The sequence below is a fragment of the Cupriavidus sp. GW821-FHT07C08 genome (genome assembly GCF_059419025.1).
Genome location: NZ_JBWKQZ010000021.1, coordinates 120904 through 144633 on the forward strand (window position 1 = coordinate 120904; position 23730 = coordinate 144633).

Genomic DNA, 23730 nt, shown 5'->3' on the forward strand with positions numbered 1-23730 from the left:
TGCAATCGCAGTCTTGACGTTGTTGGCAGTCACGCCACGTTCCGCCCCTTCCCCTGCCAATACTTGTCGCGCACCTGCCGCCGCAGCACCTTCCCCACCACGCTGACCGGCAGCGCATCCACGAACGTGATCGACTTGGGCCCCTTGAACCTGCCAAGCCGCTCCTTGACGAACTCAATCAGGTCCTGCTCGCTGACCTGCGCGCCGCTGCGCAACTGCACTTCGGCGTGCACGGCTTCGCCCCACTCCTCGTTCGGCACCCCCACGGCAGCCGACATCGACACTGCCGGGTGCGCATTGAGTGCCGCTTCCACTTCAATGGCATAGACGTTGAAGCCGCCCGTGATAATCATGTCCTTCTTGCGGTCGACCAGGTGGACGTAGCCTTCCTCGTCGATATAGCCGAGGTCTCCGGACTTCCAGAACCCGTCCTCGAACTCGGCGGCAGTTGCCTCAGGGTTCTTGTAGTAGCCGGAGATCACGCCGCGGCTGCGGGCCCAGATCTCGCCGACCGAGCCAGGTGCGGCGTCGTTGCCCTCGTTGTCGATGATCCTGACCTCGACGTGCGGCTGGAGCCGGCCGGCGGAGCCGAGCTGGGCGTCCGTCGCGGTCAGGTGATCGCCCTTGCCCAGGATGGCGACGGACTGGAGGCTTTCGGTCGCGCCGTAATACTGCACGAAGATATTGCCGAAGCGTTCCTGCGCCCGCCGCAGCTTGGCCGGGCTCATGGGTGCCCCGCCATAGGCGATGGTCTGCAACGAGGAGAGGTCGTAGTTTGCCGCTTCGGGCATGTCGAGCAGCCGGTAGATCAGCGTCGGCAGCAGCAGCGTCATCGTGATCTTCTCGGCCTCGATGTTCCGGCACATCAGTGCCAGGTCCGGCAGGTTCTGCGTCACGGTGCAGGCGCCGCGGAACAGCGTCGCCAGGACCCCGAAGCCGGAACCGTGGCTGATCGGCGCCATGTGCAGCATGCGGGTATCGGGAAGCTGGACCTGTTCGGCCTCCATGAACATCGTGTCGCGGCAGGCCAGCCAGTTGTCCATGGTGTACTGGGCGCATTTGCCAACGCCCGTGGTGCCGCCGGTGAAGCGGTAGACCAGGATGTCCTTGTACGCGTCGTTCTCGACGCCGGGATCGTGGTCGGACACGCCTTCCATCAGGTCCCAGAAATAATGCAAACCCTCGCGCGCTTCAGCCGGAGGATCCATGCAGACCACCGTGGCACCCAGGTCGCGCAGCATGCCGTAGTAGCGGTCGAGCAGCGCGGTTTCGATAAACACGACCTTGGGGCGGATGTACTCGGCCTGGCGGCGGTGCTCGTCGAACGAATCGCGGAAGTTGGTATAGGCCGCCGCCGCGTCGCCCTTGAGCGCCGTCCAGAAATGCAGCAGCGACATATTGTCATTCTCGAGCACGCAGAGATAGATGTCGCCACGGCGCAGCTGCAGGCGGTCGCGCATCATGTTGACGATGCGGTTGGTGACCGAATGGAACTCGCGGTAGTTGTAGCGGCGGTTGCGTTCGATATTGACCAGCGCCTCCCTGTCGCCGAAGCGCAGGACCAGGTTGCCAAAGAGGCGCGCAAAGTTCGTCTTCATCCTCAGTCTCCATTCCTTCTCAGTCCGCACCGTAAGAAGCGCTTCGGTGCGGATCGTGCATTCCAATGCACAACCCCGGCCGCAGGCCGGGGTTCCCTTGCTCAGGACAACGCCTCAGGCTCCGCCTGATCAGGCGGCCTTGGCACGCTGCATCATCGTGGTGACGAAGGCATGCACCTGCTGGTTGGCGTCGTCGCGATGGGCCGACGCGCTCCAGTCGTTGATCTGTGCAAAGTGCGCCGCCACGGCATCCACGGACAGTTCCTCGCGCGGGATGTACACCGGGGTGGTCTCCTGCAGCCGGATGGCCGAGAACACGCTGCCGCTGGCGCCAAGGATAACCTTGTTCGGCGCTTGCTCGCTGACCAGGAAGAGCGCACCCGGCGTCACCTGCTCCGGACCGGTTGCCTTGAGAATGTCTTCCGGCAGCACGTCTTCAGTCATGCGCGTGGCCGCCATCGGCGCCAGCGTGTTGATGCGGATGTCGTTCTTCCTGCCTTCTGTCACCAGCATGTTCATCAGGCCGACCACGGCCATCTTGGCCGCGCCGTAGTTGGTCTGGCCGAAGTTGCCGAACAGGCCGGCGGCCGACGTGGTCATCAGCACGCGGCCGTAGTTCTGCTCGCGCATGGTCTCCCACACGGCCTTGGTGCAATAGACCGAACCCATCAGGTGCACGTCGACCACGGCGCGGAAGTCGGCCATCTCCATCTTGGAGAAGGTCTTGTCGCGCAGGATGCCGGCGTTGTTGATCAGGATGTCGATGCGGCCGAACTCGGCCCTGGCCTGCTCGACCATGGCAGTGGCCTGCTCGAAGTCGGCGACGTTGGCGCCGTTGGCGATGGCCTGGCCGCCGGCCTGGCGGATCTCTTCGACCACCGCCAGCGCGGCGTCGGAAGAGCCGCCCTTGCCGTCGCGGCTGCCGCCGAAGTCGTTGATCACGACCTTGGCGCCGAGGCGCGCCAGTTCCAGCGCATGCACGCGGCCCAGGCCGTTGCCGGCACCCGTCACAATGGCCACACGGCCGTCAAAGCGAATCGTCATGGTATTACCTCGAAGTACTGGATGATGAATGGCTTGCGTGGCCGGTAGCCGGGCAACGCACGCCGGTTGCGCGATACTGCAATGTCCGGGCGGTTCCTCCCGGGCAGCGGTTTAACGTTACGCCGCTGGCATCCGCCCTTCACCTCCCCTTGTGGACGGACGCGGGGCGCCGTGGTCAGAACATCCGTTCCGCGCCCGGATAGAGCGGCGTTTCCTTGGCAAAGAAGCGGCGCACGGCCTCGGCGTTGTAGCTGCTGGCTGCGCACAGCCCTTGCACCGCGGTTTCCAGCTGGATCAAGGCATGCCGGTCCGTCTCGAAGGTGCGGTTCATGATCCCCTTGGCCATCCCGAGCACGTGCGTCGGCGCATTGTCGAAACGCCGGGCATACTCGACGGCGGTTTCCCGCAAGCGATCGGCCGGCACCACGGCCTGCACCAGGCCGATCTCCAGCGCCTCGTCGGCCAGGATCTCCCGCGCTGAGAACACGATCTCCTTGGCGCGTACCAGGCCCACCAGCCGGGGCAGGATGTACATCAGGCCGAGGTCCGGCGCAAAGCCGATGCGCGGGAAGTTGGACACCAGCCGCGCCTTGTCGCTGGCGATGATGAAGTCCGCCCCCAGCGCAAGCGACAGACCCGCGCCGACGGCAAAGCCGTCGATGGCGGAGATCACCGGCTTCTCCAGGTCCATCAGCTCGGAATGCCAGCGATGGGCGCCAAGCAGCGCGTCGCGCACGAGGAAGGGCATCTCGCCTTCTTCCCCGCCGCCGTTGAGGTCGGCGCCGGAACAGAAGTGCCCGCCGGCGCCGGTCAGCACCACGGAACTGACTTCACGGTCCTCCCGCGCCCGCCGGATGGCGGCGGCCAGCAGTTGCTTGGATTCCTCGTCGAGCGCATTCCGCCGCTGCGGACGGTTCAGGGTGATGACTGCCGTCTTGCCGTCCTTCTCGAACAGGACCTTGTGGTCACTCATGTCTGTCTCCTGTTGCGGGCTAACCCCGCTTGTTGATCTGGCGATGGCTGTCAGGCCGCTGCGTTGCACCAGTCCCTGAGCACGGATGCCGTATGCTCGCCGCGCTGCGGCACCTTCCCGGGCCGTGCCGCCGGCGTGCCGGAGAAGCGCGGCGCCGGGTTGGCCTGCAGCACGCCATCGATCTCGCTGTACACGCCACGGGCGACCAGGTGCGGATGCGCCGCCGCCTCGTCGGGATTGAGCACCGGGGCGAAGCAGGCATCGGTGCCCTCCAGCAACGTGCACCACGCATCGCGCGTCCTGGTGGCAATCAGCGCTGCAAGGCGCTCGTGCTGTTGCGGCCACAGCTTCTGGTTGTGCTGCGTGGCGAACGCCGGGTCGTCGGTCAGGCCCAGCTTCTCCAGCAACAGCTTGTGGAAGCGCGGCTCGGCCGCGGCGATCGTGACGAAGTTGCCGTCGGCGCAGCGATAGGTGCGGTACCAGTGCGGCCCGTCGAGCAGGCTGGCGCCTCGTTGGTTGGTGAACACGCCGGCCGATTTCAGGCCCAGGATCAGGTTCATCATGTGCGCGCTGCCGTCCACGATGGCGGCGTCGATCACCTGGCCCTTGCCGGTCGTGCGCGCACTCATGATGCCGGCGAGCAGCCCGACCATCAGGTACATGGTGCCGCCACCGATGTCGCCCACCAGGCTCGGCGGCGACATCGGCGCTTCGCCGGGCTGGCCGGACCACCACAGGGCGCCGGACAGCGCGACATAGTTCAGGTCATGGCCCGCGGCCTGTGCCAGTGGGCCTTGCTGCCCCCAGCCGGTCATGCGGCCGTACACCAGCTTCGGATTGCGCGCCAGGCAGACGTCCGGGCCCAGACCGAGCCGCTCCATCACGCCGGGGCGCATCCCTTCAATCATCGCGTCGCACTGCTGCGCCAGCCGCAGCACGGTTTCGACACCTTCTGCCGTCTTCAGGTCGACGGCAATCGAGCGCTTGCCGCGATTCTGGATCGCGTGCCTGCCGACATCGAGATCTTCCGGGCCCGGCTGCAGGCGGTCGACCAGGACGACGTCGGCGCCGAGGTCGGCCAGCATCATGCCGGTGACCGGGGTCGGGCCCAGGCCGGCGATTTCGAGGATGCGCAGGCCCTTGAGCGGACCGCTTTCATTTGGTTCCATTGACTTCTCCGGAATGAAGGGCAGCGGTCGTCAAAGCCCGAACATCATCTTCGCCACGATCCCGCGCTGCACCTCGCTCGTGCCGCCGTAGATGGTCGCGGCGCGGCGCAGGAACATGTCGTTGGCAATGCCACGCGCCAGCGTCTGCTGCGGATAAGGCTGCGCCGGTGCCGGCTCGTGCAGGTGCGCATACGCCACGGCGCCGTAGTCGCCCAGCGCCTCGACCTGCGCTTCCGTGATGCGCTGCTGCAGATCGGTGGCGCGCAGCTTGAGCATCGATCCCAGCACGTGCGAAGCCGGGTTGTGCGTCATCTCCAGCCTGGCGACGCGCTGCACCATCATGCCGATGGCGCGCAGTTCGGCATCCAGCCGCGCCAGCTTGAGCGCGAACTCCGGCCGGTCGATCAGCTTGCCGCCACCTGCATCCAGCGTCGTCGCGAATCGCCGAAGCTCGCGCATATAGCGCATGAGATCCGGCAGGTCCGCGGTGGTCGCATGCTCGTTGTTGAGCAGGAACTTGGTGATGTTCCAGCCGGCGCCCTCCTCTCCGATCAGGTTCGTCACCGGAACGCGCACGTTGTCGAAGAAGGTCTCGTTCAGGTGATGCGCGTCGTCGATGCTGCGGATCGGCCGCACCGTGATGCCAGGCGTTGTCATGTCCACCAGCAGGAAGCTGATTCCGGCCTGCTTCTTGCCCGTCGTGTCGGTCCGTACCAGCAGGAAGATCCAGTCGGCGTGGTGCGCGTAGCTGGTCCAGATCTTCTGGCCGTTGACGACATAGTGGTCGCCGTCGCGGATAGCACGGGTCTTGAGCGACGCCAGGTCGGAGCCCGAACCAGGCTCGGAAAAGCCCTGGCACCACAGGCGCTCGCCGTCCAGCGCGGCCCGCAGGTGCTCGGCCTTCTGCGCCGGCGTGGCGAACGCGTTCAGCACCGGCCCGAGCATCTTCTGCACGAAACCGTCCTGCGTGGGCGTGCCGGCTGCGGTGCATTCGTCGTCGAACACCAGCATCTGCTCCACCGACCAGCCCGTGCCCTCATGCTCCACGGGCCAGTAAGGCGCGCCCCAGCCATGCGCCCGCAGCAGCTTCTGCCAGCGCAGGATCTGCTCGCGCGGCGAGCGCGTGCAGCGCGGCAGCCCTTTCAGGTCCGCGGGCACATTGTCCCGCAGGAACTGGCGGACTTCCTGGCGGAAGGCCTCCAGTCCGGGATCAGCTTGAAAGTCCATGCCTGGCTCCGTCAGTCCTTCCGGTACATGGTGACGACCGCGGCGCCGCCGATGCCGACGTTGTGCTGCAGGGCCACGCGCGCGTTCTCCACCTGGCGCTTCTCCGCCTGGCCGCGCAGCTGCTGGACCAGTTCGGTGCACTGGGCCAGGCCGGTGGCGCCGATCGGGTGCCCCTTGCACAGCAGGCCGCCCGACGGGTTGACCACGTACTTGCCGCCGTAGGTGTTGTCGCCGTCATCGACGAACTTGGCGGCGCCGCCTTCCGGGCACAGGCCGAGCGCTTCGTAGGTGAGCAGTTCGTTCTGCGCGAAGCAGTCGTGCAGCTCAACCACGTTCACGTCTTCGGCGCCGATGCCGGCCATCTCATACACCTTGTTGGCCGCCGCACGCGACATGCCAAAGCCGGCGAGGTGGCGCAGGTCGCCGGAATTGAAGGTCTCGGCACCGTCGGTGGTGAGCGCCTGGCCGGCGATCCACACACGCGTGTCCAGGCCATGCTTCTTCGCATAGGCTTCGCTGCACAGCACCACGGCGGCCGCGCCACAGGTCGGCGGGCAGGCCATCGAACGCGTCATGACGCCGGGCCACATCACCTTCTCGGCCATCACTTCCTCGGGGGTGACCACTGTGCGGAACACCGCCATCGGGTTGTTGGCGGCATGGCGGCTGGCCTTGGCGCGAATCTTGGCAAAGGTCTCCACCGGCGTGCCGAAGCGCTTCATGTGGTCCAGGCCGGCGGCGCCGAACAATTGCAGCGCGGGCGCCACGCCGTCCGGCACCACGCTCTCGCACGCACGGTTGAACAGTTCCAGCGGGGCGGGACGGTCGGTGTAGATCGTGCCCAGCGCGCCCGGGTTCATCTGCTCGAAACCGAAGGCCAGCACGATGTCGGCCATGCCGCTGGCGATCGCCTGGTTGGCCAGGTACAGCGCGGTCGAGCCGCTGGCGCAATTGTTGTGGACGTTGATGACGGGAATGCCGGTCATGCCGATGTCGTACAGCACGCGCTGGCCACCGGTGGAATCGCCGAAGACGTAGCTCGCATAGGCCTGCTGCACCGACTCATAGCCCACGCCTGCGTCTGCCAGCGCCAGCCGCACGGCCTGCGTGCCCATCACCGTGTACGGATCGCTCTGGCCAGGCTTCTTGAACGGGATCATGCCCACGCCGGCAACCATGACTTTCTGCGTCATGTCTTTCTCCTTGAATGTCTTGATGTTTGAAATGAATGAAACCAGACGGAAATCGGCGATTCCCGTCAGAACAGGCGTTGCGTGCCCGGGAACAGTGGAGCTTCCTTCGAGAAGAAGCGCCGTACCGCCTCGGCGTTGTACTGGCTGGCCGCGCACAGGCCCTGCACGGCGGCTTCGAGCTGGAGCAATGCATGCCGGTCGGTCTCGAAGGTCCGGTTCATGATGCGCTTGGCCATGCCCAGCACGTGGGTCGGGGCCTTGTCAAAGCGTTGCGCGAATTCGATGGCGGCATCGCGCAGGCGCTCGGCCGGCACCACGGCCTCGGCCAGGCCGATGGCCACCGCCTCTTCGCCCTGGACTTCGCGGGCGGAGAAGACGATCTCCTTGGCGCGCACCAGGCCGACCCGGCGCGGCAGCGCGTACATCAGCGACAGGTCGGGAACGAAGCCGACCCGGGCGAAGCTCGACACAAAGCGCGCCCGCTCGCTGGCGATGATGAAATCGGCCGCCAGCGCCACCGACAGGCCAGCGCCGGTGGCGAAGCCGTCGACGGCGGAGATCACCGGCTTTTCCAGGTCGGTCAGTTCGGCAAACCAGCCATGGTGGTCCAGCAGCAGGTCGCGCACATAGAAGCCGCGCTCGGCGTCCGCGCCGCCGTCGCCCAGATCCGCCCCGGCGCAGAAGTTGCCGCCGGCACCGGTCAGCACGACCGCGCTCACCGACCGGTCTTCCCTGACCGTGCGGACGATGTCCGCCATCGCCGCCTTGATGGAAGCGTCGAGCGCATTCCTCCTGTGCGGCCGGTTCAGCGTGATGACGGCGGTTGCGCCGACCTTCTCCAATAGCACGGTGTTGTCAGACATGCAGATTCCCCTCTCCAGCGAAGCGTCCTGATTTGCGCTTGCGGAGTCATCTTAGGGAGGGGTGTGGGATCTGCGCCCCTCCCTTTTTTGCCGTAGGCGGCGGGGAGGGATGGGATGCCGGCAGGGATGAAAGTGCGCCATGCGTTGCACCCCCGCCGTTCAGGGAGGGGACGCACCGGAGACGCGCTGGCTATCGTGGTCCGGGCACCCGTTGCAAACCCATCCACATGGAGGAGACACCATGAACTTCAGCGACTACCAGCACATCAGCTTTGCCCGGCGCGGCAAGGTGCTAGAGATCACCCTCAACCGCCCGGAGCAGCTCAATGCCTTCAACAGCGGCCTGCACGCCGAGATGGCGCGGGTCTTCATCGATGCCAACAATGACCCGGAGTCGGAGGTCATCGTCCTGACCGGCGCCGGCCGCGCCTTTTCCGCCGGCGGCGACCTGGAGGCCGTGAAGGCTGGCTTTGACGATCCAGCGGCGTTCCGCGTGACGGCCCGCGAAGGCAAGCAGATCGTCTTCTCCCAGCTCGACTGCGAGAAGCCGATCATCGCCAAGGTGAACGGTCCGGCGATCGGCCTGGGCTGCAGCATTGCCCTGTTCTGCGACGTGATCTTCGCCGCCGACACCGCGAAGTTCGCCGATCCGCACGTCAATGTCGGCCTGGTGGCCGGCGACGGCGGCGCCATCATCTGGCCGCAGCTGATCGGCTACGCCCGCGCCAAGGAGTACTTGTTGACCGGCGATGCGCTGACGGCTATTGAGGCGGAGCGCATCGGGCTGATCAACCATGCGGTGCCTGCCGCGGAACTGGACGAGCGCGTCAACCAGTTTGCCGACCGCCTGGCCGCCGGGGCCTCGCAAGCGATCCGCTGGACCAAGGTATCCGTCAATATCGGCCTCAAGCAGCTCGCCCACTCCATCATGGATACCTGCATGTCCTACGAATGGCTGGCCAGCAAGTCGGACGACCACCGCGAGGCGGTCAATGCCCTGCTGGCCAAGCGCAAGCCAACGTTTACCGGCCAATGAGCGGAGCGACGGAATGGGGAACACCATGAACAACGGCGCCAGCCAGGGCCTGCCCATGGATTTCAGCGGCAAGCGGGTCCTGGTGACCGGTGGCGCCAGCGGCATCGGCGCGGCCATCGCGGAATTCTTTGCCGGGCAAGGCGCCGTGGTCTGCGCCTCCGACCTGAATCCCGCGCCTGACCTGCCCGGGCGCAGGATGCTGCGCGGCGATGTGTCGTCCGAAGCGGATGTGCTACGCATCACGGCGGAAGCCGTTGCCCACATGGGCGGGATCGACATCCTGGTCAACAACGCGGGGATGCTCGAACCTGCCAGCCGCACGGTGAAGCAGCCGGTGGCAACGTGGCAGCGCACTCTCGACGTCAACCTGACCGGAACGTGGCTGATGTGCAAGGCGGTCGGCGCGCAGATGCTCGAACAGGGCGGCGGGGCCATCGTCAACATCGCCTCGATCTATGGTCTCGGGGGCGGACCGGGCATTGCCGCCTATACCGCGTCCAAGGCCGGCGTGATCATGCTGACGCGCTCGCTGGCCTGCGAATGGGCGCAGAAAGGCATCCGCGTCAATGGCGTTGCCCCGGCCATCATCCGTACGCCGCCACTTGACGCCATGACGAGCGAAGGGCGGCTCGACGTCACCACGCTGGAACGCCGCACGCCGATGGGCCGGCTGGGGTATCCCGTCGAGGTTGCGCAGGCAGTGGCGTTCTTGGCGTCGGACTGGGCTTCGTACGTGACCGGAGCGACGCTGCCGGTCGATGGCGGGTGGACGGCATTCGGGGCGGACGGCGACGCTTCCAGGGGGTAGTGCTCCGGCCGGTTTGCTCCCCTCTCCCGCTTGCGGGAGAGGGGAGCGTCCACCAAGGGCGTCAGTTGCATGCTGGCGCCATTGGTCCGCAAACAGTTACGCAGACTCCGCCCGCAACGGATTCCCACCCGCACGCCTCGCCGCGGCCCCCTTGATCATCAGCGCCACGGCGGAGACCAGCACGAACCCCATCACCACGGTAAAGACAGTCGCCAGGGCAAAGCCATCGCGCAGCATCAGCGCGCCGACCATCGGACCGGCGATACCACCGAAGCGGCCAACGCCATGCATCCACGAGATGCCTGTCGAACGGCCGCTGGCCGGATAGAACGCCGCCGCCACTGCGCCCATCGACATCAGCGCACCGCTCAGCCCGATGCCGCCGAGGAAGACGCAGGTGGCCACCCAGGTCAGGTCGCCCTTCTGCTGACCGACGAGCCACATGCCCACCCCACCCAGCACGAAGGCGCCGGCAATGACGTTGTTCTTGTCGAAGCGGTCCATCAGCCAGCCGAACACAAAGGTGCCGAAGATGCCGCCCACGGTCAGCAGCACGGTGATCAGGGACGAATGCTGCAGCGAGGCGCCCATGTCCTGTACCAGCGTCGGCAGCCAGCCCAGCAGCAGGTAGTAGGCAAAGGTGCCGAAGAAGTAGGCGCTCCAAAGCATGGCAGTGCCCGTGCGCAGTTGCCTGGAGAGCACCACGGCGACGCCCGACTTGCCCGGCTCGGGCGCTGCCGGCAGCACGAAACGGGTATCGTCGGCGATCTGTGCCTCGGGCGCGATTCGGCGCAGCACCGCGGCGATGGCGGTCGCCGGATAGTTCTGCTGGACCATGAACTGCAGCGGCTGCGGCATGGTGACCAGCATGAACAAGGCCAGCGCGACCGGCACGATGCCGCCGATCAGGAAGACGCTGGTCCAGCCATATGACGGCACCACGGCCGCCGCGGTCAGTCCGCACAGCGATGCGCCGATCAGGGCGCCGCAAGCAATGGTATTGACGAGGAACGCACTGATGCGAGCCGGCGCATACTCATAGATCAGCGTTACCGCGCCGGGCACTGCCGCGCCCACGCCGACGCCGGTGAAGAAGCGCCAGGCACCGAGCGATACGAGCGAGTCCGCCGTCATGGTGCCGAGACTGCACAGCCCGAACAGCAGCATCGAGCCGACCATCACCGTCTTCGGGCTGGTGCGGGTGAACAGCGGCCCGGCGATCAGCGCGCCGAGCGCCAGCCCGAGTACCCCCACGCTCAGCACCGGGCCGAATGCGGCCCTGGTCGTACCCCATTCGCGCACCAGCACCGGCACGACGAAGCCGATGGCCACGCTGTCGTAGGCGTCGATGGCGATAAGCAGGAAGCAGGTGACCAGGATCTTCCACTGGTACCGCGAAAATCGATGTTCGTTGATGAACTGCTGCACGTCCAGCGTGCGTGACAGATTCGTCATGGCGTCTCCTATAGGTATTGTCGTGTCGTCCGGCGCCGAGCCCGGCGCGGGTCCACCGCAAGGACCGCCGGTGGACGCGTCTGACGATACGCAGTGGCTTCGCCGCGCTCTCCCCCACTTTCGGGAGGGGACGTATCAAAGGCGGGCAGGGTAAACGGCAAGGGGACGTTTCAACGCCCCCTTGCCTTTCCCATGTCGCACGCGCTTGCGCGCCGGCCACTCCGTCAGGAGACCGGCCGGGGCGGCGGCAGCTTCCACGTGCCCTGGAGGATCTCCGGCTGCGGCAAGTAATAGCGGACCATGCAGTTCCAGCCCGGCATGATCGGCAGGCAGTTGGTCGCATCCTGGCCGCAGTCGCCGAAGTGGATCGAAACCGAGCCGTCCGCGCCCCGCTTCGCGGTCAGGCTGTTGATCGAGTAAGCGCCGAGCGCGTTGCGCTGGAAGTGGCCCGAAGCGTCGTACACGCTGACAGACCAGAACGCCCCCACCGGCACGGTGGGGACGTCGAGCCGGTAGCTCGTCGTGCCATCGTTGCGCTCGGGCGTGACGATCTGGTAGAAGGCGTCTTTCTCCGGGATGCCGCCCCATGCGATGGCGCTTCCAATCAGGTGGCGCACCGGATCGACCTGGTCCCGCTTGCCAAACATCCGCCTCGAATCGGGTATGGTGGTCCCCAGCGCGATCAGCATCTTGCGCAGGGCGTCCTGGCTGGCGCTGTCCCAATCTGGCACGTCGAAGCGGCCCGGGCCATTCGGCTGGCTGACACGGATGGCATCCTGCAGCGCCCACGCCTGCTTCACGTCGTCGGCCTTGCCCGGGTCGATCAGCGTCCGCACGCCCAGCATGAGGTACCGCGTGCCGACGCTCTCCCGCGTGAAAGTATGGCTGCCAGCGCCATAGCGCACGCCCAGGACGTGGCTGTCCTGGTCCAGCACCGCGAGCGACATGAAGCGCTTGCCCGCATCCGGCATGGTGACGGTGACTGGTCCCGCGTCAAAATCGAACACGGCAGTGGAGTACAGCGTGTCGCGGTTCGGGCGCACCACGGTCTGGGTGCCCACCGGCACCAGTTCGCGGAAATGGGAAAACTTGCCAAAGCCGCCTCGCTTGACGGTGAAGCCGAAGTAGCGGTCCGACTCGGCGCGCCGGAAATTGTCGACGGTCACAGGAACCGGTGCGCCTGCGTCAACCTGGGCGTGCACATTGAGCGCGACGGTGGCCAGCATGGCGCAGGCGGCGGCATGCAAAGACTTCACTGACATATTCATTCTCCATCCTATCGTGGTCTTGAATCCCGTTTGCGTACTCCCTCTCCCGCTTGCGGGAGAGGGTTGGGGAGAGGGCCGGCGCATCAACGAAGCGAAGCGCGCCGGTATGCCAGCGCCTGCCCTCTCCCCCTGCCCCTCTCCCGCAAGACGGGAGAGGGGAGCAAACAAGCGCGACCGTAGCCGCGCCTGCTGCCCTCTACCGCGCGTCACGACACCCGCACGATCGGCGGCGGCACATACTTGCGGGCCGCCTCGCCGTCCTTCGGCCCGTAGAACCGCAGCATCAGCCGATACTGCTGGCCGGCCGGCGTCGGCAGCCAGTTGGCCTCCGGCGCGTGGTCCGGCTTTTTCGGGCCGAAGTACAGGGTCAGGGAGCCATCCTTGCCGTACTGCAACGCTGACTGGTTGTTGAGCAGGAAGCGATTCAAGGGATTCGGCAAGACCTTGAAGTAGCGCGAATCCACCGCGAGGATCGACCAGAAATAGCGCGCCTCGGCAGCAGGTAGCTGGTCCTTCGGGAACGTCAGCGAATAGGTGTGGCCGCTGTCCAGCGGTGCGCCGGCACTGTCAACCGCGCCCCGGAAGTAATTGGCCTCGTCGAACGTGTTGACCCATATCCCGCCATAGTTGAACAGGGTACGGCTGAGGTAGTCGCTGCCATAGGCACCCGACACGGCAGCACGCGCCCATCCGTTGCGAATGGTGCCCGGGCCAATGGTCCGGCTGGCCTTTGCAAAGTTGGCAAATGCACGCTGGCGGATCACACCGTCCACGCGGGCGCGTTCGTCGGGGTTGGCGATGGACCGGGCAATGGCACGCACTTTCGCCTGCAGCGGTTCCATGCCCGGGTTCAGGTCCGGCTCGCTCGCCAGCGCCGCCTCGGCGACGTCGAATGCTTCAACGCCCGGCAGCTTCCGCAAGTCGAACACAGGTGTTTGCGGAATGCGCGGCAGGCGCGGTGCTCCGGTCGCCCGCATCTTGAACTGCTGCTGAAGCGCTACCGCCTGCTTCCAGTCCGCACCCAGTTCAACGCGGGACAGCACCCGCGTATAGCGCGCCGGCAGGTCGACCCGCGTCACATTCGCCGGCAGCGCGACCCTGGCGCCGCGCAGGCATACGGCAAAGTCGCCGCTGGGCCGACTGGAGAACGTGCGGTCGTTGATATTGGCCAGTGTCTCGCCCCAGCCGTTGAGGAACTGCACCGTGTAATAGCGGTCCGTGATCTTCGGCACGGTGACGATCGTGCAGCTGTTCTCATCCACGGCGACCCACGCTTCGGAATAGGCCACATCAAGATTGGGATTCGGCCAGTCCACCGCGCCTGGCTTGCGATGCACCAGCTGGTTCCAGGTCATGCCCTCGCGAAAGTCCAGTTGCTGCTGGCGCAGCACGAGCAGGCGCCCGAGCAGGTAGATGTAGGCATCGCTGATGTCCTGATCAGGGACCTTCGCTTGCTGGGCCGCGGCCGGAGCGGCGATTGCGTTGGGAAGCTGGTGCTGGCAGGCGCCGATCAGCAGCGACGCCGCGACGGCAACCAAAGTCAGTGGCAAGCGGGGCAAATCCATCCTCTACTCCTTTCCGTTGTCGAACATGGGCCAGCGGGCCTTTCGCTACACCGCAGCCCGCTGCATGCGGCGGCGACCGCACACTCGGACGCACCTGAAGTAAATCCTGGCCCGGCTTGCAGCCGGCCGTCCCCTCCCGCAATGGGAGGCTGGGGCAGCGTTGGGATCGGCCACGCCCTTTCCTGGCCCCCTTCCCACAGGAGAGGGGCGAAAGCCTGCCTCACCATCCAGAATCGGCCAACAGCCCTCATTCCGCCAATGGAGCGACGGCATCTGCCTCTGAATCGCGGAACCCACCATGCCTCATCAATTCTTCCTGCTCGACATCTCCGACAAGGTCGCAACGGTCACCATCAACCGTCCCGACAAGGGCAATGCACTCTCCCCCGCCGTACTGGAGGAAGTCATTGCCATCTTCAACGGCCTCGCGGCGCGGGATGACGTCAACGTCATTGTCCTGACGGGTGGCGAACGCATTTTCTCCGCGGGCTTCGATCTCAACGAGATCCGCAAGCTGGAAAAGGTCACGAACGAGGCCTACACGGCGCTTTTCCACCGCGCCTACCGGGCCGTGCTGTTTTGCCCGCAACCCGTCATTGCCGCCGTCGGCGGCGCCGCCATCGCCGGCGGCTTCGACCTGACCATGATGTGCGACATCCGCTACGCCGCCAGCCGGGCGAAGTTCGGGCAGCGCGAGGTGGCGCTGTCGCTCACGCCGATCATGGACCCGCTGTGGCGCATCATCGGCCTGGGCCGCGCCAAGGAAGTCGCGCTCAGCGGCCGGATCTACGATGCCGCGGAGGCCGAGCGCATGGGCTATGTCAGCAAGGTGTTCCCGGAGGGCGAACTGCTTGCCTCGGTCAGGGCCATCGCCGTGGAGATGGCTGGCTACGACCGGATGTGCCTGGCGGAGACCAAGCGGCTGTCCAACCAGTTGCTGAACCTGGACCTCGACGGCGCCATGCGCGCCCAGGAGTGGCTGTTCCGGACCTACATCGGGTCGGAAGAGAATCACCAGCGTATCGACGCGCTGCAGGCCCGCCTCGCCGCCGAGCGGCGCAAGTGACAGAAGGATCCGCCATGAATGTACTGATCGTATTCGCCCACCCTGAGCCGCAATCGTTCAACGCGGCGATGAAGACCCTCGCGGTCGAGGAATTTGAGGTCCAGGGGCACCAGGTGAAGATCTCCGACCTCTACGCCATGCAATGGAAAGCCGTTGCCGACCACGACGACTTCGGCGGCCGCGCCAATGCCGACTACCTGGTCTACGCGCTGGAGCAACGGCATGGCTACGAGAAGAAGACGCTGGCGCCGGACATCCTTGGCGAGCTGGAAAAGCTCGAGTGGGCGGACCTGGTCATCTTCAACTTCCCGATCTACTGGTTCTCGATGCCGGCGATTCTCAAGGGATGGATCGACCGCGTGCTCATCTCCGGCAAATGCTACGGCGGCATGCGCTTCTATGACCGTGGCGGGTTGCGCGGCAAGAAGGCGATGCTGGCCATGACTATCGGCGGCCAGCCGCACATGCTTACGCAAGGCGGGATCCACGGCGAACTGGACGACATGCTCCGGCCGATCCTGCGCGGCACGCTGGCCTACACCGGCATGACCGTGCTGCCGCCGTTCGTCGCACATCACGTTCCGTATATCCAGCCGGAACAGCGTGCTGAGCTGCTTGAGCAGTATCGCCGTCGGCTGCGGCAGATCGACAGCCTGGTCCCGCTGCAGTTTCCGTCGATGGATGACTTCGACGATATGCTCCACCCCCTGAAGCGGGCATGACCGAAACCACAACGAAGACAGCAATCAAGGAGACCAAAATGGCTGTTCACCACACACGTCGGGTTGCCACCCGCCTCGCCATCGGAATGGCTGCGGTCGCGCTCGTCCATGGCAATGCCATGGCGCAGGCCGCGCCGGCCGCCGGCCAGCCCCAACCGGCAGCGCCGAAGCCGCCCACCGCTGCCACGATCGCGGCAAACCGTGCAGTGCTGAACCAGCTGCCATTCAAGGACCGGCAGGATTTCGAGGACGCGCAGCGTGGCCTGATCGCGCGGCCGGACCCGGCTGCGATGCGTGCCGCGTACGGCAACGTCGGTGCCAGCGTCGCGGCACTCGCGGCGCAGGTCGGCAATGACAAGCCGGCGCCCGACGCGGTCAATCCGAGCCTGTGGCGCAACGCCCAGCTTCTGGCCAACTACGGGCTCTACAAGGTCACTGACCGGATCTACCAGGTACGGGGCCTCGAACTCGCGAACATGACGCTGGTCCAGGGCGATACCGGCTGGATCGTCCTCGATACGATGACCTCCGCCGAGGCCGCCCGGGCGGCGTTCGACCTGCTTACGCAGCACCTGGGGCGCCGCCCGATCGTCGCGGTGGTCTTCAGCCATTCCCATGTCGACCACTACGGCGGCGTCCGCGGCATTGTCGACGAGGCCGATGTGAAGGCCGGCAAGGTACGCATCATTGCGCCGGAAGGATTCATGGCGGAAGCGGTCAGCGAGAATGTCATCGCCGGCAACGCCATGAGCCGCCGCTCGGTCTACATGGGTGGCGCGTCACTGCCGATCCATCCGCAAGGGCGGCTGGCAGGCGGCCTTGGCATCCTCGGCGCCCCCGGCACCGTCACCCTGCTGCCGCCGACGGAAACGATCGCCAAGGACGGGCAGGAGCTGGTGATCGACGGGGTGAAGATGGTGTTCCAGCTCACCCCCGGCACGGAAGCGCCGGCGGAGATGAACACCTGGTTCCCGCAATTCAAGGCCATGTGGATGGCCGAGAACACCACCAACACGCTGCACAACCTGCTGACGCTGCGCGGCGCGCAAGTGCGCGATGCCACCAAGTGGGTGGATGGCATCAACGCGACCATCGCCAGCTTCGGCAAGGACCTCGAGGTCAAGTTCCAGTCACACCACTGGCCGATGTGGGGTCACGACCGCATCATCGACTACTTCGAGAAGCAGCGCGACCTGTACAAGTACATCCATGACCAGTCGGTCCGGATGATGAACCAGGGCTACATCGGCACCGAGATCGCTGAAACCGTGAAGCTGCCGCCCGAGCTGGCCAACTTCTGGCCGAACCGCGGCTACTGGGGCACGGTCAAGCACAACACCCGCGCGGTGTACCAGCGCTACCTGGGCTGGTACGACAGCAACCCGTCGTCGCTCGATCCGCTGCCGCCGGTGCCCGCCGCGAAGAAGTACGTCGAATATATGGGCGGCGAAGCTGCCATCCTGGCGCGCGCGCGCAAGGACTTCGACAAGGGTGAATACCGCTGGCTGGCGGAGGCCTTGCGCCAGGTTGTCTACGCCAATCCCGATAACAAGGAAGCGCGCGAACTGCTGGCTGACAGCTATGAGCAACTTGGCTACCAGGCCGAGGCGCCGACCTGGCGTGCTGAGTACCTGCAAGGCGCCTATGAGCTGCGCAACGGTGTGCCGAACGCCCGGCGCGTGCAGACGGCCAGCCCGGATACCGCCCAGGCGATGCCGCCGGAGATGCTGTTTGACTACATGGCGGTGCGCCTGAACGGCCCGAAGGCGGCGGGCAAGCATCTGGTGCTGAATGTTGATCTCACCGACCTCAAGCGGCAGTACGCGTTGGAGGTCAAGAATGGTGTGCTCAACCATTTTCCGAAGGCCATGCCGAAGGCGGATGCCAGCCTGAAGCTGAGCAAGAGTGTGCTGGAGCGGCTGCAGCGCAAGGAGCTGACCGTCGAGCAGGCTGTGGCGTCGGGGGATCTCGTGCTGTCGGGCCGGCGGGCTGCTTTGGAGCAGTTGCTGGCGATGCTCGATACGTTTCCTTCGTGGTTCAAGGTGGTGACGCCGAATTCTGACCCGAGTTGAAGCGGGGGCTGGGGCACTGCGGTCGGTTATCGATCTTGGCGGGCGTGGCTGTTTCGCCGGCGTAGCCGGCGACCTACTTTCTGTCCGAGCGACAGAAAGTAGGCAAAGAGCGCGTCGCCTGGGCGGCTGGCCATAAATTGCACGGTGTTGGTGGTTCAAGCGGCGATGCTTGCCGTTTTGTGTGGTTGCCCGTTCGACCCAGCTACGCTCCCTGTCCGGTGCCTGCGTCGACGGACTATTGGACGAACCCGACTTTAGTCTATTGGCAGCCTGCTAACCAGGTTATCGGTGGCACGCCTTCGGCTGCGCTGCGCGCACTCAGCATCGCAGGTTGAGTGCCCTGGCACAGAGTGCATCGCTTCGCTCGCACGGCGCTATCGCCGGTGACCCTGCGGATTTGTCGTACTGCTTGTTTTCTCCCCTCTCCCGCCTGCGGGAGAGGGGCGGGGGTGAGGGCCGGAGCTTCAACGAAGTGAAGCCATCCGGTTCGCAGACAAAGCGGGGGATGCCGCATTGCGGCATCCCCCGTTTCGCTTACATTCCCCCTATGACGTTGCGCGTGTGGCTGCCCTCAAGCCAGGCCGAAGATGCCGACGTGCTCCGTCGATTCCTCGACGCGCCACAGGCCGCCGCCATTGCCCTGCAGGGCAATACGCGCACCCTCCACCTGACGCTTGCCGCAGTCGCCGCGCAGCTGCTCCACCAGCTCGAAGATCTGGCCGATGCCGGTCGCGCCGATCGGGTGGCCCTTCGATTCCAGGCCGCCGGACGGATTGATCGGCAGCTTGCCGCCCAGCGTGGTCTCGCCGCGCTCGGCCATCTCGCCGCTCGCGCCCGCTTCGCACAGGCCCAGGGATTCCATCGCCAGCAGTTCGCCAATGGCGGTGGCGTCATGGATTTCGGCCACGTCGACGTCCTTCGGCGAAATGCCGGCCTGCTCGAAGGCCGCCTTGCCGGCCAGGTGCGTGCAGCCCTTGTCGAAATCGTCGGCGGCGCGCGCCGAAGCCGAACGCACCACGCTCGCCAGCACCTTGACGGCGCGCTTGCGGTCGAAGCCGTACTTCTTCAGCGCCGATTCCGTGCAGACGATGGCGGCAGCGGCGCCGTCGGAGATCGGCGAGCACATCGGCAGCGTGATCGGATACGTGATCGGCGGCGCGGCCAGGACTTCCTCGATGCTGATCGCGTTGCGGTACTGCGAGCGCTCATTGTGCACCGAATGCCCGTGGTTCTTCGACGACACCGCGGCCAGCTGGCGCTGGGTGATGCCGAAGCGCTCCATCAGCCCGCCGCGGCCCAACGCCGCGTACACGTCCATGAACGGGCTGTAGGGCTTCTCCGACTGCGAACCCGGCGGCGGCACGATGCCCTTGCCCATCTCCGCGAGGTAGTTCTTGTTGTCCTCGAAGGTCTCGATATCCCAGGCGGATTCGAAGGCAGAGAACATCTTGGCCTTGTCGCTGTAGAACATCTTCTCCGCGCCGACTGCAATGGCCACGTCCGCAGCACCGGCACGCAGCTGCGTGACGGCCAGGTTGAAGGCGTGGCTGGACGAGGCGCACGCGCCTTCCAGGTTGAAGATGGGAATGCTGTCGAAGCCCAGCGGCAGCAGCGCCACCTGGCCGCGGATCATGTGCTGGCCGTCGAAATGCCCCTGCGTGCAATTGCCGAAGAACGCGGCCTGCACCCACTTGCGGTCGCAAGCAGCGTCCTTCAGCGCGTCTTCCACGGCCCAGGCGGTGAGTTGCTTGACGGTCTTGTCGGCGTGGCGGCCGAACGGCGTCATGCCGACGCCAACGATGTAGATGTTTTCCATGTGTCTTTGCTCCGGTGCAGTCTTCGATCAATAGCCCTTGAATTCCGGCGTACGCTTCTCGGCGAAGGCGCGCAGGCCTTCGGCAATGTCGTACGAACGCTGGTGGTTGCGCAGCTCCAGCAGCTCATGGCGCAGCGCGTCGGCAACCGGCTTGTCGGCGGCTTCGTCCGCCACCTTCTTCATCTTGCGCAGCACCAGCGGGCTCTTCTTTGCCAGCTTGTCGCCGATGGCCTGCACGCGGGCCACCAGTTCCTCGTCGGCCACCACTTCGGCGACCAGACCGTATTGCTTCATGTCGGCGGCGGGCAGTGATTCACCGGTGTACAGCAGGTACTTGGCAATGTTCAGCGGAATCTTGCGCGGCAGCACGGCTGCGCCGCCGCCGCCCGGGAACACGCCGAAGTTGGAATGGGCATCGCCAAAGCGGGCGCTCTGCGCGGCGATCACGAAGTCGCAGGCCAGCACCGTCTCCAGGCCGCCAGCCACTGCCAGGCCGTTCACGGCGGCAATGGTGGGCTTGGGGAACGCGCGCAGCGTGTCGAAGAAGGCCACGAGCGTATCGAGCAGGTCCGGCTCGCCGGGCCCGGGCGTGCCGGATGCCTTCAGGTCAGCGCCGGCGCAGAAGGCGGGGCCGGTGGCAGTCACCGCCACCACGCGCACCTGGTCGTCCTGCTGCCAGGCACGCAGCTGCGCGGCCATGGCCAGCGCCATGTCCTTGCTGATGGCATTGCGGGCCTCCGGACGCAGCAGGGTAATCCAGCCGACCTGGCCCTTGACCGAAAATGAAACGGGTTCGCTCATGTCTTCTCCTTGATCCAAAATCTGAACGCCGATAGCGTTTCTGGCTGGATGCAAGGTACGCCAGCGGCGCGCCTGGCTGCCCCTCCCCTTGCGGACGTTCCCGGGCGCGCGCAAACCGGACGCCCGCTTTGTGCCGGATATCGCACGTGCCCAGGCTGCGCTTTCGGTATCACCACCACTATCCAAACCGCGAGGGGGAACGCCATAATGTGCCGACACGCCGCCCCTGGTCCGGTACATCGATGCCGGCGCCAAAGGCAAATCCATCCAAGCAAGCTTCCGCGATGAATCCCGACAATCTCCTGGTGGCGACGAAGTTCTCTCCGCCCCGCATCAGCCCCCGTCACATCCCGCGCGAACAGTTGCTGGCCCGCTTGCGCGACACCAAGGACTGCGCGTGCACGCTCATCACCGGCGGCGCCGGCTTCGGCAAGACCGTGCTGCTGGCGCAGTGGCGGCAGGAGCTGATGAAGGCGGGCATCGATGTGGCATGGCTGTCGCTGAGCCATGACGACAGGCAGTTCCCCAGCTTCTGCACTTACCTACTGGCGGCCTTCCAGCGCATCGGCATGCGCGCCGACGATGTCGTGCCCGATGCCGCCGGCAGCGAGCAGTCCATGGAAGCCCTGGTGGCCGTGCTGACCAGTGCCGTGGAGGAGATCGACCGCGAGCTCTACCTGCTCATCGACGACTACCAGCATGTCGAAGCCGCCGCCGCGCACCGGCTGCTGCAAAAGCTGCTCGACCACTGTCCGGGCAACCTGCATATCGTCATCGCCTCGCGCACCGTGCCGCCGCTCAGCCTCGGCCGGCTGCGCATGCAGGGCCAGGTGTCGGAGATCGACTTCGCCGAACTGCCGTTCAACCTGGAAGAATCGCGCGCCTTCTTCGACCAGAACCTCAGCACGCTGAAGCTGAGCGCCGACGAAGTGCGCCTGATCCATGACCTGACCAACGGCTGGCCGGCCAGCCTGCAGCCGGTCGCCACGATGCTGCGCATCCGGCCGGCCAAGCGCGCCAACCTGCGTTCGCTGTTGTGGAAGTCGGCCGACCTGCAGTCCTATCTCGCCGAGGATGTGGTGGCCTATCTGCCGCCGGCGCTGACGTCATTCATGGAGCAGCTGTCGGTATTCCGGCGCTTCAATGCCGGCCTGGCCCAGGCCGTCACGGAGAACCCGGACGCCGCCGACCTGATCAAGCGCGCCGAGGACGAGAACCTGCTGATCTACCGCGTGGAGACCGACGATCCTTCGCCGTGGTACCGCTTCCATCCGCTGTTCGGTGAGTTCCTTGCCCAGCGTCTTGCGGAGCAGGGCAAGGATGCCGTGGAGACCGTCCATCGCCGTGCCAGCCGCTGGTTCGCCGCCAATGACCTGCTGGTGGAGGCCGTGCGCCACGCCAGCCTCGGCGGGGATCTCGGCTTCGCTGCCGACGCCATGGAACAGGCCGCCACCCGGTCGACCTGGAGCATGTCCTATATCGGCCCCCTGCTGCACATGCTGGATCGCCTGCCGCAAGAAACGCTGTTCTCGCATCCGCGCCTCTTCTTCCTCGGCTGCCTGACCCATGCCTTCACCGGACGGGCCGACAAGGCCGAGCGCTGGCTTAAACAGATCCGCCGCACGGAAGCCGCGAAGATCCCGGCCCTGTCGTCCAAGTTTCCCATTATCGACTCCTCCGTCGCGGTACAGCGCGACGACATGGGGCGCGTCATCGAGGTGCTGGAGCCGCTGTGCAACGCGCCCATGGAGAACGCATCGCTGCGCTACGTGTGCCTGGCGGGGCTGGTGGTCGCCTATCTCGCGGTCGGTCGGCACGACGACGCGCGCCGGCTGTTCGATGCGAACCCGATCCCCGCGGAAGACCGCGACAACGACATGGCGATGGTGTTCGAGAGCTGCCGCGCGCAGACCTGCCTTGTCGAAGGCGACGTCAGGGAAGCCGAGCGTCTCGGCAGGAGCATCCTGGCCCGGGCCGAAGCGGTATATGGCCGTGCCTCGCTGCCCGCCAACCTGTGCGCCGCGACACTGGCCTCCGCGTGCTACGAACTGGACCGCATCGACGACGCGCGCGAGGCGCTCGCCAACCGCACCGGCATGACGCAGTCGTCATGGCCAGACGTGATGATGCAATCCTCCCTTTGCCGGGCACGTCTGGACTTCCTGCAGGACGTTCCGGAAACCGCGCTGTCCTTCCTCGAGGCGCAGGCGTCGCACTTCCACATCCTCGGGTTGGACCGCGCCCTCGCTTACATGCTCGCCGAGCAGGTCAATATCCTCCTGACCATCGGCGAACACCGCCGCGCGGTCGAACTGGGGGCGCGGCTTGAAGGCCTGCGCAAGGTCCACGAGCACGCCACCGGCGCCCTGGCCCGCATACCGGCCATTGCAGCGCTGGTGCGCGCACAGCTAGCGCTGGCCGACTCCAACCACCGGGTAGCGCTGGGGGCGCTGGCCGAGGTGCGCCGCTTTGGCGAACAGTACGGGCGCGCCCCGACGGTGGTGCGGGCCAACTTGCTGGCGGCTGTAGCGCATGATGGCTTGCAGCAGGGTGCCGAGTCGGCGCGCTGCCTGACGGAGGCGGTGACACTCGCCGCCAAGCTGGGGCTCGTGCGCACGCTGCTCGACACGAAGGTGCAGACGGTCGGGTTACTGGCCCGCCTGCAGGCAGACGACAGCCTGCCTGCGCCCGTGGCGCGCTACCTCGCCGATATCCTGGCGCGGATGACGCCAGGCACTGTCCGGGCGGACGCACCGCCCGTCAGCGCGGCGGCCAGCGCCAGTGCCCGCATCAACCCGGATGCCGAACGCGGCCCTTTGACGCCGCGCGAACTGGAGATCCTCGCGCTGATCGCGGAGGCGATGTCGAACAAGCGAATCGCGCTGACGCTCAATATCACGTTCGGCACGGTGAAATGGAACGTGAAGAACATCCTGGCCAAGCTGGGGGTGTCGAGCCGCTACGATGCGATCGCGCTGGCGCGCCAGCGTGGGCTGCTGAAGTAGGCCGGTAGAAAAAAAGGGCCAGCCGGTGGCTGGCCAAGGGCCTAAAATC

General features: G+C 66.0%; 18 protein-coding genes. 6 read left to right on the forward strand and 12 right to left on the reverse strand.

Going from position 1 to position 23730, the window contains the following annotated elements:
• Positions 1-29: 29 nt before the first annotated feature.
• From AC07UK_RS24540 to AC07UK_RS24570, 7 genes are all read right to left on the reverse strand, one after another.
• On the reverse strand, positions 30-1598 hold the full coding sequence (locus tag AC07UK_RS24540) for a class I adenylate-forming enzyme family protein (protein ID WP_494686351.1): 1569 nt from the start codon (positions 1596-1598) through the stop codon (positions 30-32).
• Between the two features lie 129 nt (positions 1599-1727).
• Positions 1728-2642 (reverse strand): SDR family NAD(P)-dependent oxidoreductase, encoded by a 915-nt coding sequence (locus AC07UK_RS24545; RefSeq protein WP_494686350.1) that lies wholly within the window; start codon positions 2640-2642, stop codon positions 1728-1730.
• Positions 2643-2817: 175 nt separating this feature from the next.
• Positions 2818-3615, reverse strand: a complete 798-nt coding sequence (locus tag AC07UK_RS24550; protein WP_436224224.1) for an enoyl-CoA hydratase/isomerase family protein — start codon at positions 3613-3615, stop codon at positions 2818-2820.
• Between the two features lie 50 nt (positions 3616-3665).
• Positions 3666-4784, reverse strand: a complete 1119-nt coding sequence (locus tag AC07UK_RS24555) for a CaiB/BaiF CoA transferase family protein (RefSeq protein ID WP_494686349.1) — start codon at positions 4782-4784, stop codon at positions 3666-3668.
• Positions 4785-4814: 30 nt separating this feature from the next.
• Positions 4815-6011 carry an acyl-CoA dehydrogenase family protein gene (locus AC07UK_RS24560; protein ID WP_494686348.1) on the reverse strand — a complete coding sequence of 399 codons (1197 nt, stop codon included), beginning with the start codon at positions 6009-6011 and terminating at the stop codon, positions 4815-4817.
• Positions 6012-6022: 11 nt separating this feature from the next.
• Positions 6023-7204 carry a lipid-transfer protein gene (locus AC07UK_RS24565; RefSeq protein ID WP_436224227.1) on the reverse strand — a complete coding sequence of 394 codons (1182 nt, stop codon included), beginning with the start codon at positions 7202-7204 and terminating at the stop codon, positions 6023-6025.
• A gap of 65 nt (positions 7205-7269) precedes the next feature.
• Positions 7270-8067: an enoyl-CoA hydratase/isomerase family protein gene (locus AC07UK_RS24570; RefSeq protein WP_436224228.1), complete on the reverse strand. Its 798-nt coding sequence runs from the start codon at positions 8065-8067 to the stop codon at positions 7270-7272.
• 241 nt (positions 8068-8308) lie between these two features.
• Between AC07UK_RS24570 and AC07UK_RS24575 the strand changes: the two genes are divergently transcribed.
• The gene (locus AC07UK_RS24575; RefSeq protein ID WP_436224229.1) at positions 8309-9103 is read left to right on the forward strand and encodes an enoyl-CoA hydratase/isomerase family protein; all 795 of its coding nucleotides are present in this window, start codon (positions 8309-8311) and stop codon (positions 9101-9103) included.
• Between the two features lie 13 nt (positions 9104-9116).
• Positions 9117-9911: an SDR family NAD(P)-dependent oxidoreductase gene (locus AC07UK_RS24580; protein WP_436224230.1), complete on the forward strand. Its 795-nt coding sequence runs from the start codon at positions 9117-9119 to the stop codon at positions 9909-9911.
• A 96-nt stretch (positions 9912-10007) separates the two neighbouring features.
• On the opposite strand, the gene AC07UK_RS24585 is transcribed toward AC07UK_RS24580, so the two are convergent.
• The 3 genes from AC07UK_RS24585 to AC07UK_RS24595 form a co-directional block, all read right to left on the reverse strand.
• On the reverse strand, positions 10008-11366 hold the full coding sequence (locus tag AC07UK_RS24585; RefSeq protein ID WP_436224231.1) for an MFS transporter: 1359 nt from the start codon (positions 11364-11366) through the stop codon (positions 10008-10010).
• A gap of 224 nt (positions 11367-11590) precedes the next feature.
• Positions 11591-12628 (reverse strand): DUF1254 domain-containing protein, encoded by a 1038-nt coding sequence (locus AC07UK_RS24590; RefSeq protein ID WP_494686347.1) that lies wholly within the window; start codon positions 12626-12628, stop codon positions 11591-11593.
• A gap of 212 nt (positions 12629-12840) precedes the next feature.
• Complete coding sequence (locus AC07UK_RS24595) at positions 12841-14199, reverse strand: DUF1214 domain-containing protein (protein WP_436224233.1); 1359 nt, start codon at positions 14197-14199, stop codon at positions 12841-12843.
• 298 nt (positions 14200-14497) lie between these two features.
• On the opposite strand from AC07UK_RS24595, the gene AC07UK_RS24600 reads away from it, so the two are divergent.
• From AC07UK_RS24600 to AC07UK_RS24610, 3 genes are read left to right on the forward strand one after another with little or no spacing between them, the layout of a single operon-like run.
• A complete protein-coding gene (locus AC07UK_RS24600; RefSeq protein ID WP_436224234.1) occupies positions 14498-15265 on the forward strand; it encodes an enoyl-CoA hydratase/isomerase family protein in 768 nt (255 codons plus the stop codon).
• Positions 15266-15279: 14 nt separating this feature from the next.
• Entirely contained in the window at positions 15280-15987 is a 708-nt protein-coding gene (locus AC07UK_RS24605) for an NAD(P)H-dependent oxidoreductase (protein WP_436224235.1), read from the forward strand.
• 38 nt (positions 15988-16025) lie between these two features.
• Complete coding sequence (locus AC07UK_RS24610; protein WP_436224236.1) at positions 16026-18059, forward strand: alkyl/aryl-sulfatase; 2034 nt, start codon at positions 16026-16028, stop codon at positions 18057-18059.
• A gap of 571 nt (positions 18060-18630) precedes the next feature.
• Here the strand turns inward: AC07UK_RS24610 and AC07UK_RS24615 are convergent.
• Both AC07UK_RS24615 and AC07UK_RS24620 read right to left on the reverse strand, forming a co-directional pair.
• Complete coding sequence (locus AC07UK_RS24615; RefSeq protein WP_494686346.1) at positions 18631-19875, reverse strand: thiolase family protein; 1245 nt, start codon at positions 19873-19875, stop codon at positions 18631-18633.
• A gap of 27 nt (positions 19876-19902) precedes the next feature.
• On the reverse strand, positions 19903-20676 hold the full coding sequence (locus tag AC07UK_RS24620) for an enoyl-CoA hydratase/isomerase family protein (protein WP_436224238.1): 774 nt from the start codon (positions 20674-20676) through the stop codon (positions 19903-19905).
• Positions 20677-20960: 284 nt separating this feature from the next.
• Between AC07UK_RS24620 and AC07UK_RS24625 the strand changes: the two genes are divergently transcribed.
• Positions 20961-23681: a winged helix-turn-helix domain-containing protein gene (locus AC07UK_RS24625; RefSeq protein WP_436224239.1), complete on the forward strand. Its 2721-nt coding sequence runs from the start codon at positions 20961-20963 to the stop codon at positions 23679-23681.
• The last annotated feature ends 49 nt before the right edge of the window (positions 23682-23730 follow it).

What these genes read in the sequence shown, in the direction of transcription:
- AC07UK_RS24545 (WP_494686350.1), bottom strand. Translation starts at nt 2,642, where the DNA reads ATGACGATTCGCTTTGACGGCCGTGTGGCCATTGTGACGGGTGCCGGC.
- AC07UK_RS24610 (WP_436224236.1), top strand. Translation starts at nt 16,026, where the DNA reads ATGGCTGTTCACCACACACGTCGGGTTGCCACCCGCCTCGCCATCGGA.
- AC07UK_RS24555 (WP_494686349.1), bottom strand. Translation starts at nt 4,784, where the DNA reads ATGGAACCAAATGAAAGCGGTCCGCTCAAGGGCCTGCGCATCCTCGAA.
- AC07UK_RS24590 (WP_494686347.1), bottom strand. Translation starts at nt 12,628, where the DNA reads ATGTCAGTGAAGTCTTTGCATGCCGCCGCCTGCGCCATGCTGGCCACC.
- AC07UK_RS24580 (WP_436224230.1), top strand. Translation starts at nt 9,117, where the DNA reads ATGGGGAACACCATGAACAACGGCGCCAGCCAGGGCCTGCCCATGGAT.
- AC07UK_RS24595 (WP_436224233.1), bottom strand. Translation starts at nt 14,199, where the DNA reads ATGGATTTGCCCCGCTTGCCACTGACTTTGGTTGCCGTCGCGGCGTCG.
- AC07UK_RS24570 (WP_436224228.1), bottom strand. Translation starts at nt 8,067, where the DNA reads ATGTCTGACAACACCGTGCTATTGGAGAAGGTCGGCGCAACCGCCGTC.
- AC07UK_RS24585 (WP_436224231.1), bottom strand. Translation starts at nt 11,366, where the DNA reads ATGACGAATCTGTCACGCACGCTGGACGTGCAGCAGTTCATCAACGAA.
- AC07UK_RS24540 (WP_494686351.1), bottom strand. Translation starts at nt 1,598, where the DNA reads ATGAAGACGAACTTTGCGCGCCTCTTTGGCAACCTGGTCCTGCGCTTC.
- AC07UK_RS24565 (WP_436224227.1), bottom strand. Translation starts at nt 7,204, where the DNA reads ATGACGCAGAAAGTCATGGTTGCCGGCGTGGGCATGATCCCGTTCAAG.
- AC07UK_RS24560 (WP_494686348.1), bottom strand. Translation starts at nt 6,011, where the DNA reads ATGGACTTTCAAGCTGATCCCGGACTGGAGGCCTTCCGCCAGGAAGTC.
- AC07UK_RS24575 (WP_436224229.1), top strand. Translation starts at nt 8,309, where the DNA reads ATGAACTTCAGCGACTACCAGCACATCAGCTTTGCCCGGCGCGGCAAG.
- AC07UK_RS24625 (WP_436224239.1), top strand. Translation starts at nt 20,961, where the DNA reads ATGAATCCCGACAATCTCCTGGTGGCGACGAAGTTCTCTCCGCCCCGC.
- AC07UK_RS24615 (WP_494686346.1), bottom strand. Translation starts at nt 19,875, where the DNA reads ATGGAAAACATCTACATCGTTGGCGTCGGCATGACGCCGTTCGGCCGC.
- AC07UK_RS24550 (WP_436224224.1), bottom strand. Translation starts at nt 3,615, where the DNA reads ATGAGTGACCACAAGGTCCTGTTCGAGAAGGACGGCAAGACGGCAGTC.
- AC07UK_RS24620 (WP_436224238.1), bottom strand. Translation starts at nt 20,676, where the DNA reads ATGAGCGAACCCGTTTCATTTTCGGTCAAGGGCCAGGTCGGCTGGATT.
- AC07UK_RS24600 (WP_436224234.1), top strand. Translation starts at nt 14,498, where the DNA reads ATGCCTCATCAATTCTTCCTGCTCGACATCTCCGACAAGGTCGCAACG.
- AC07UK_RS24605 (WP_436224235.1), top strand. Translation starts at nt 15,280, where the DNA reads ATGAATGTACTGATCGTATTCGCCCACCCTGAGCCGCAATCGTTCAAC.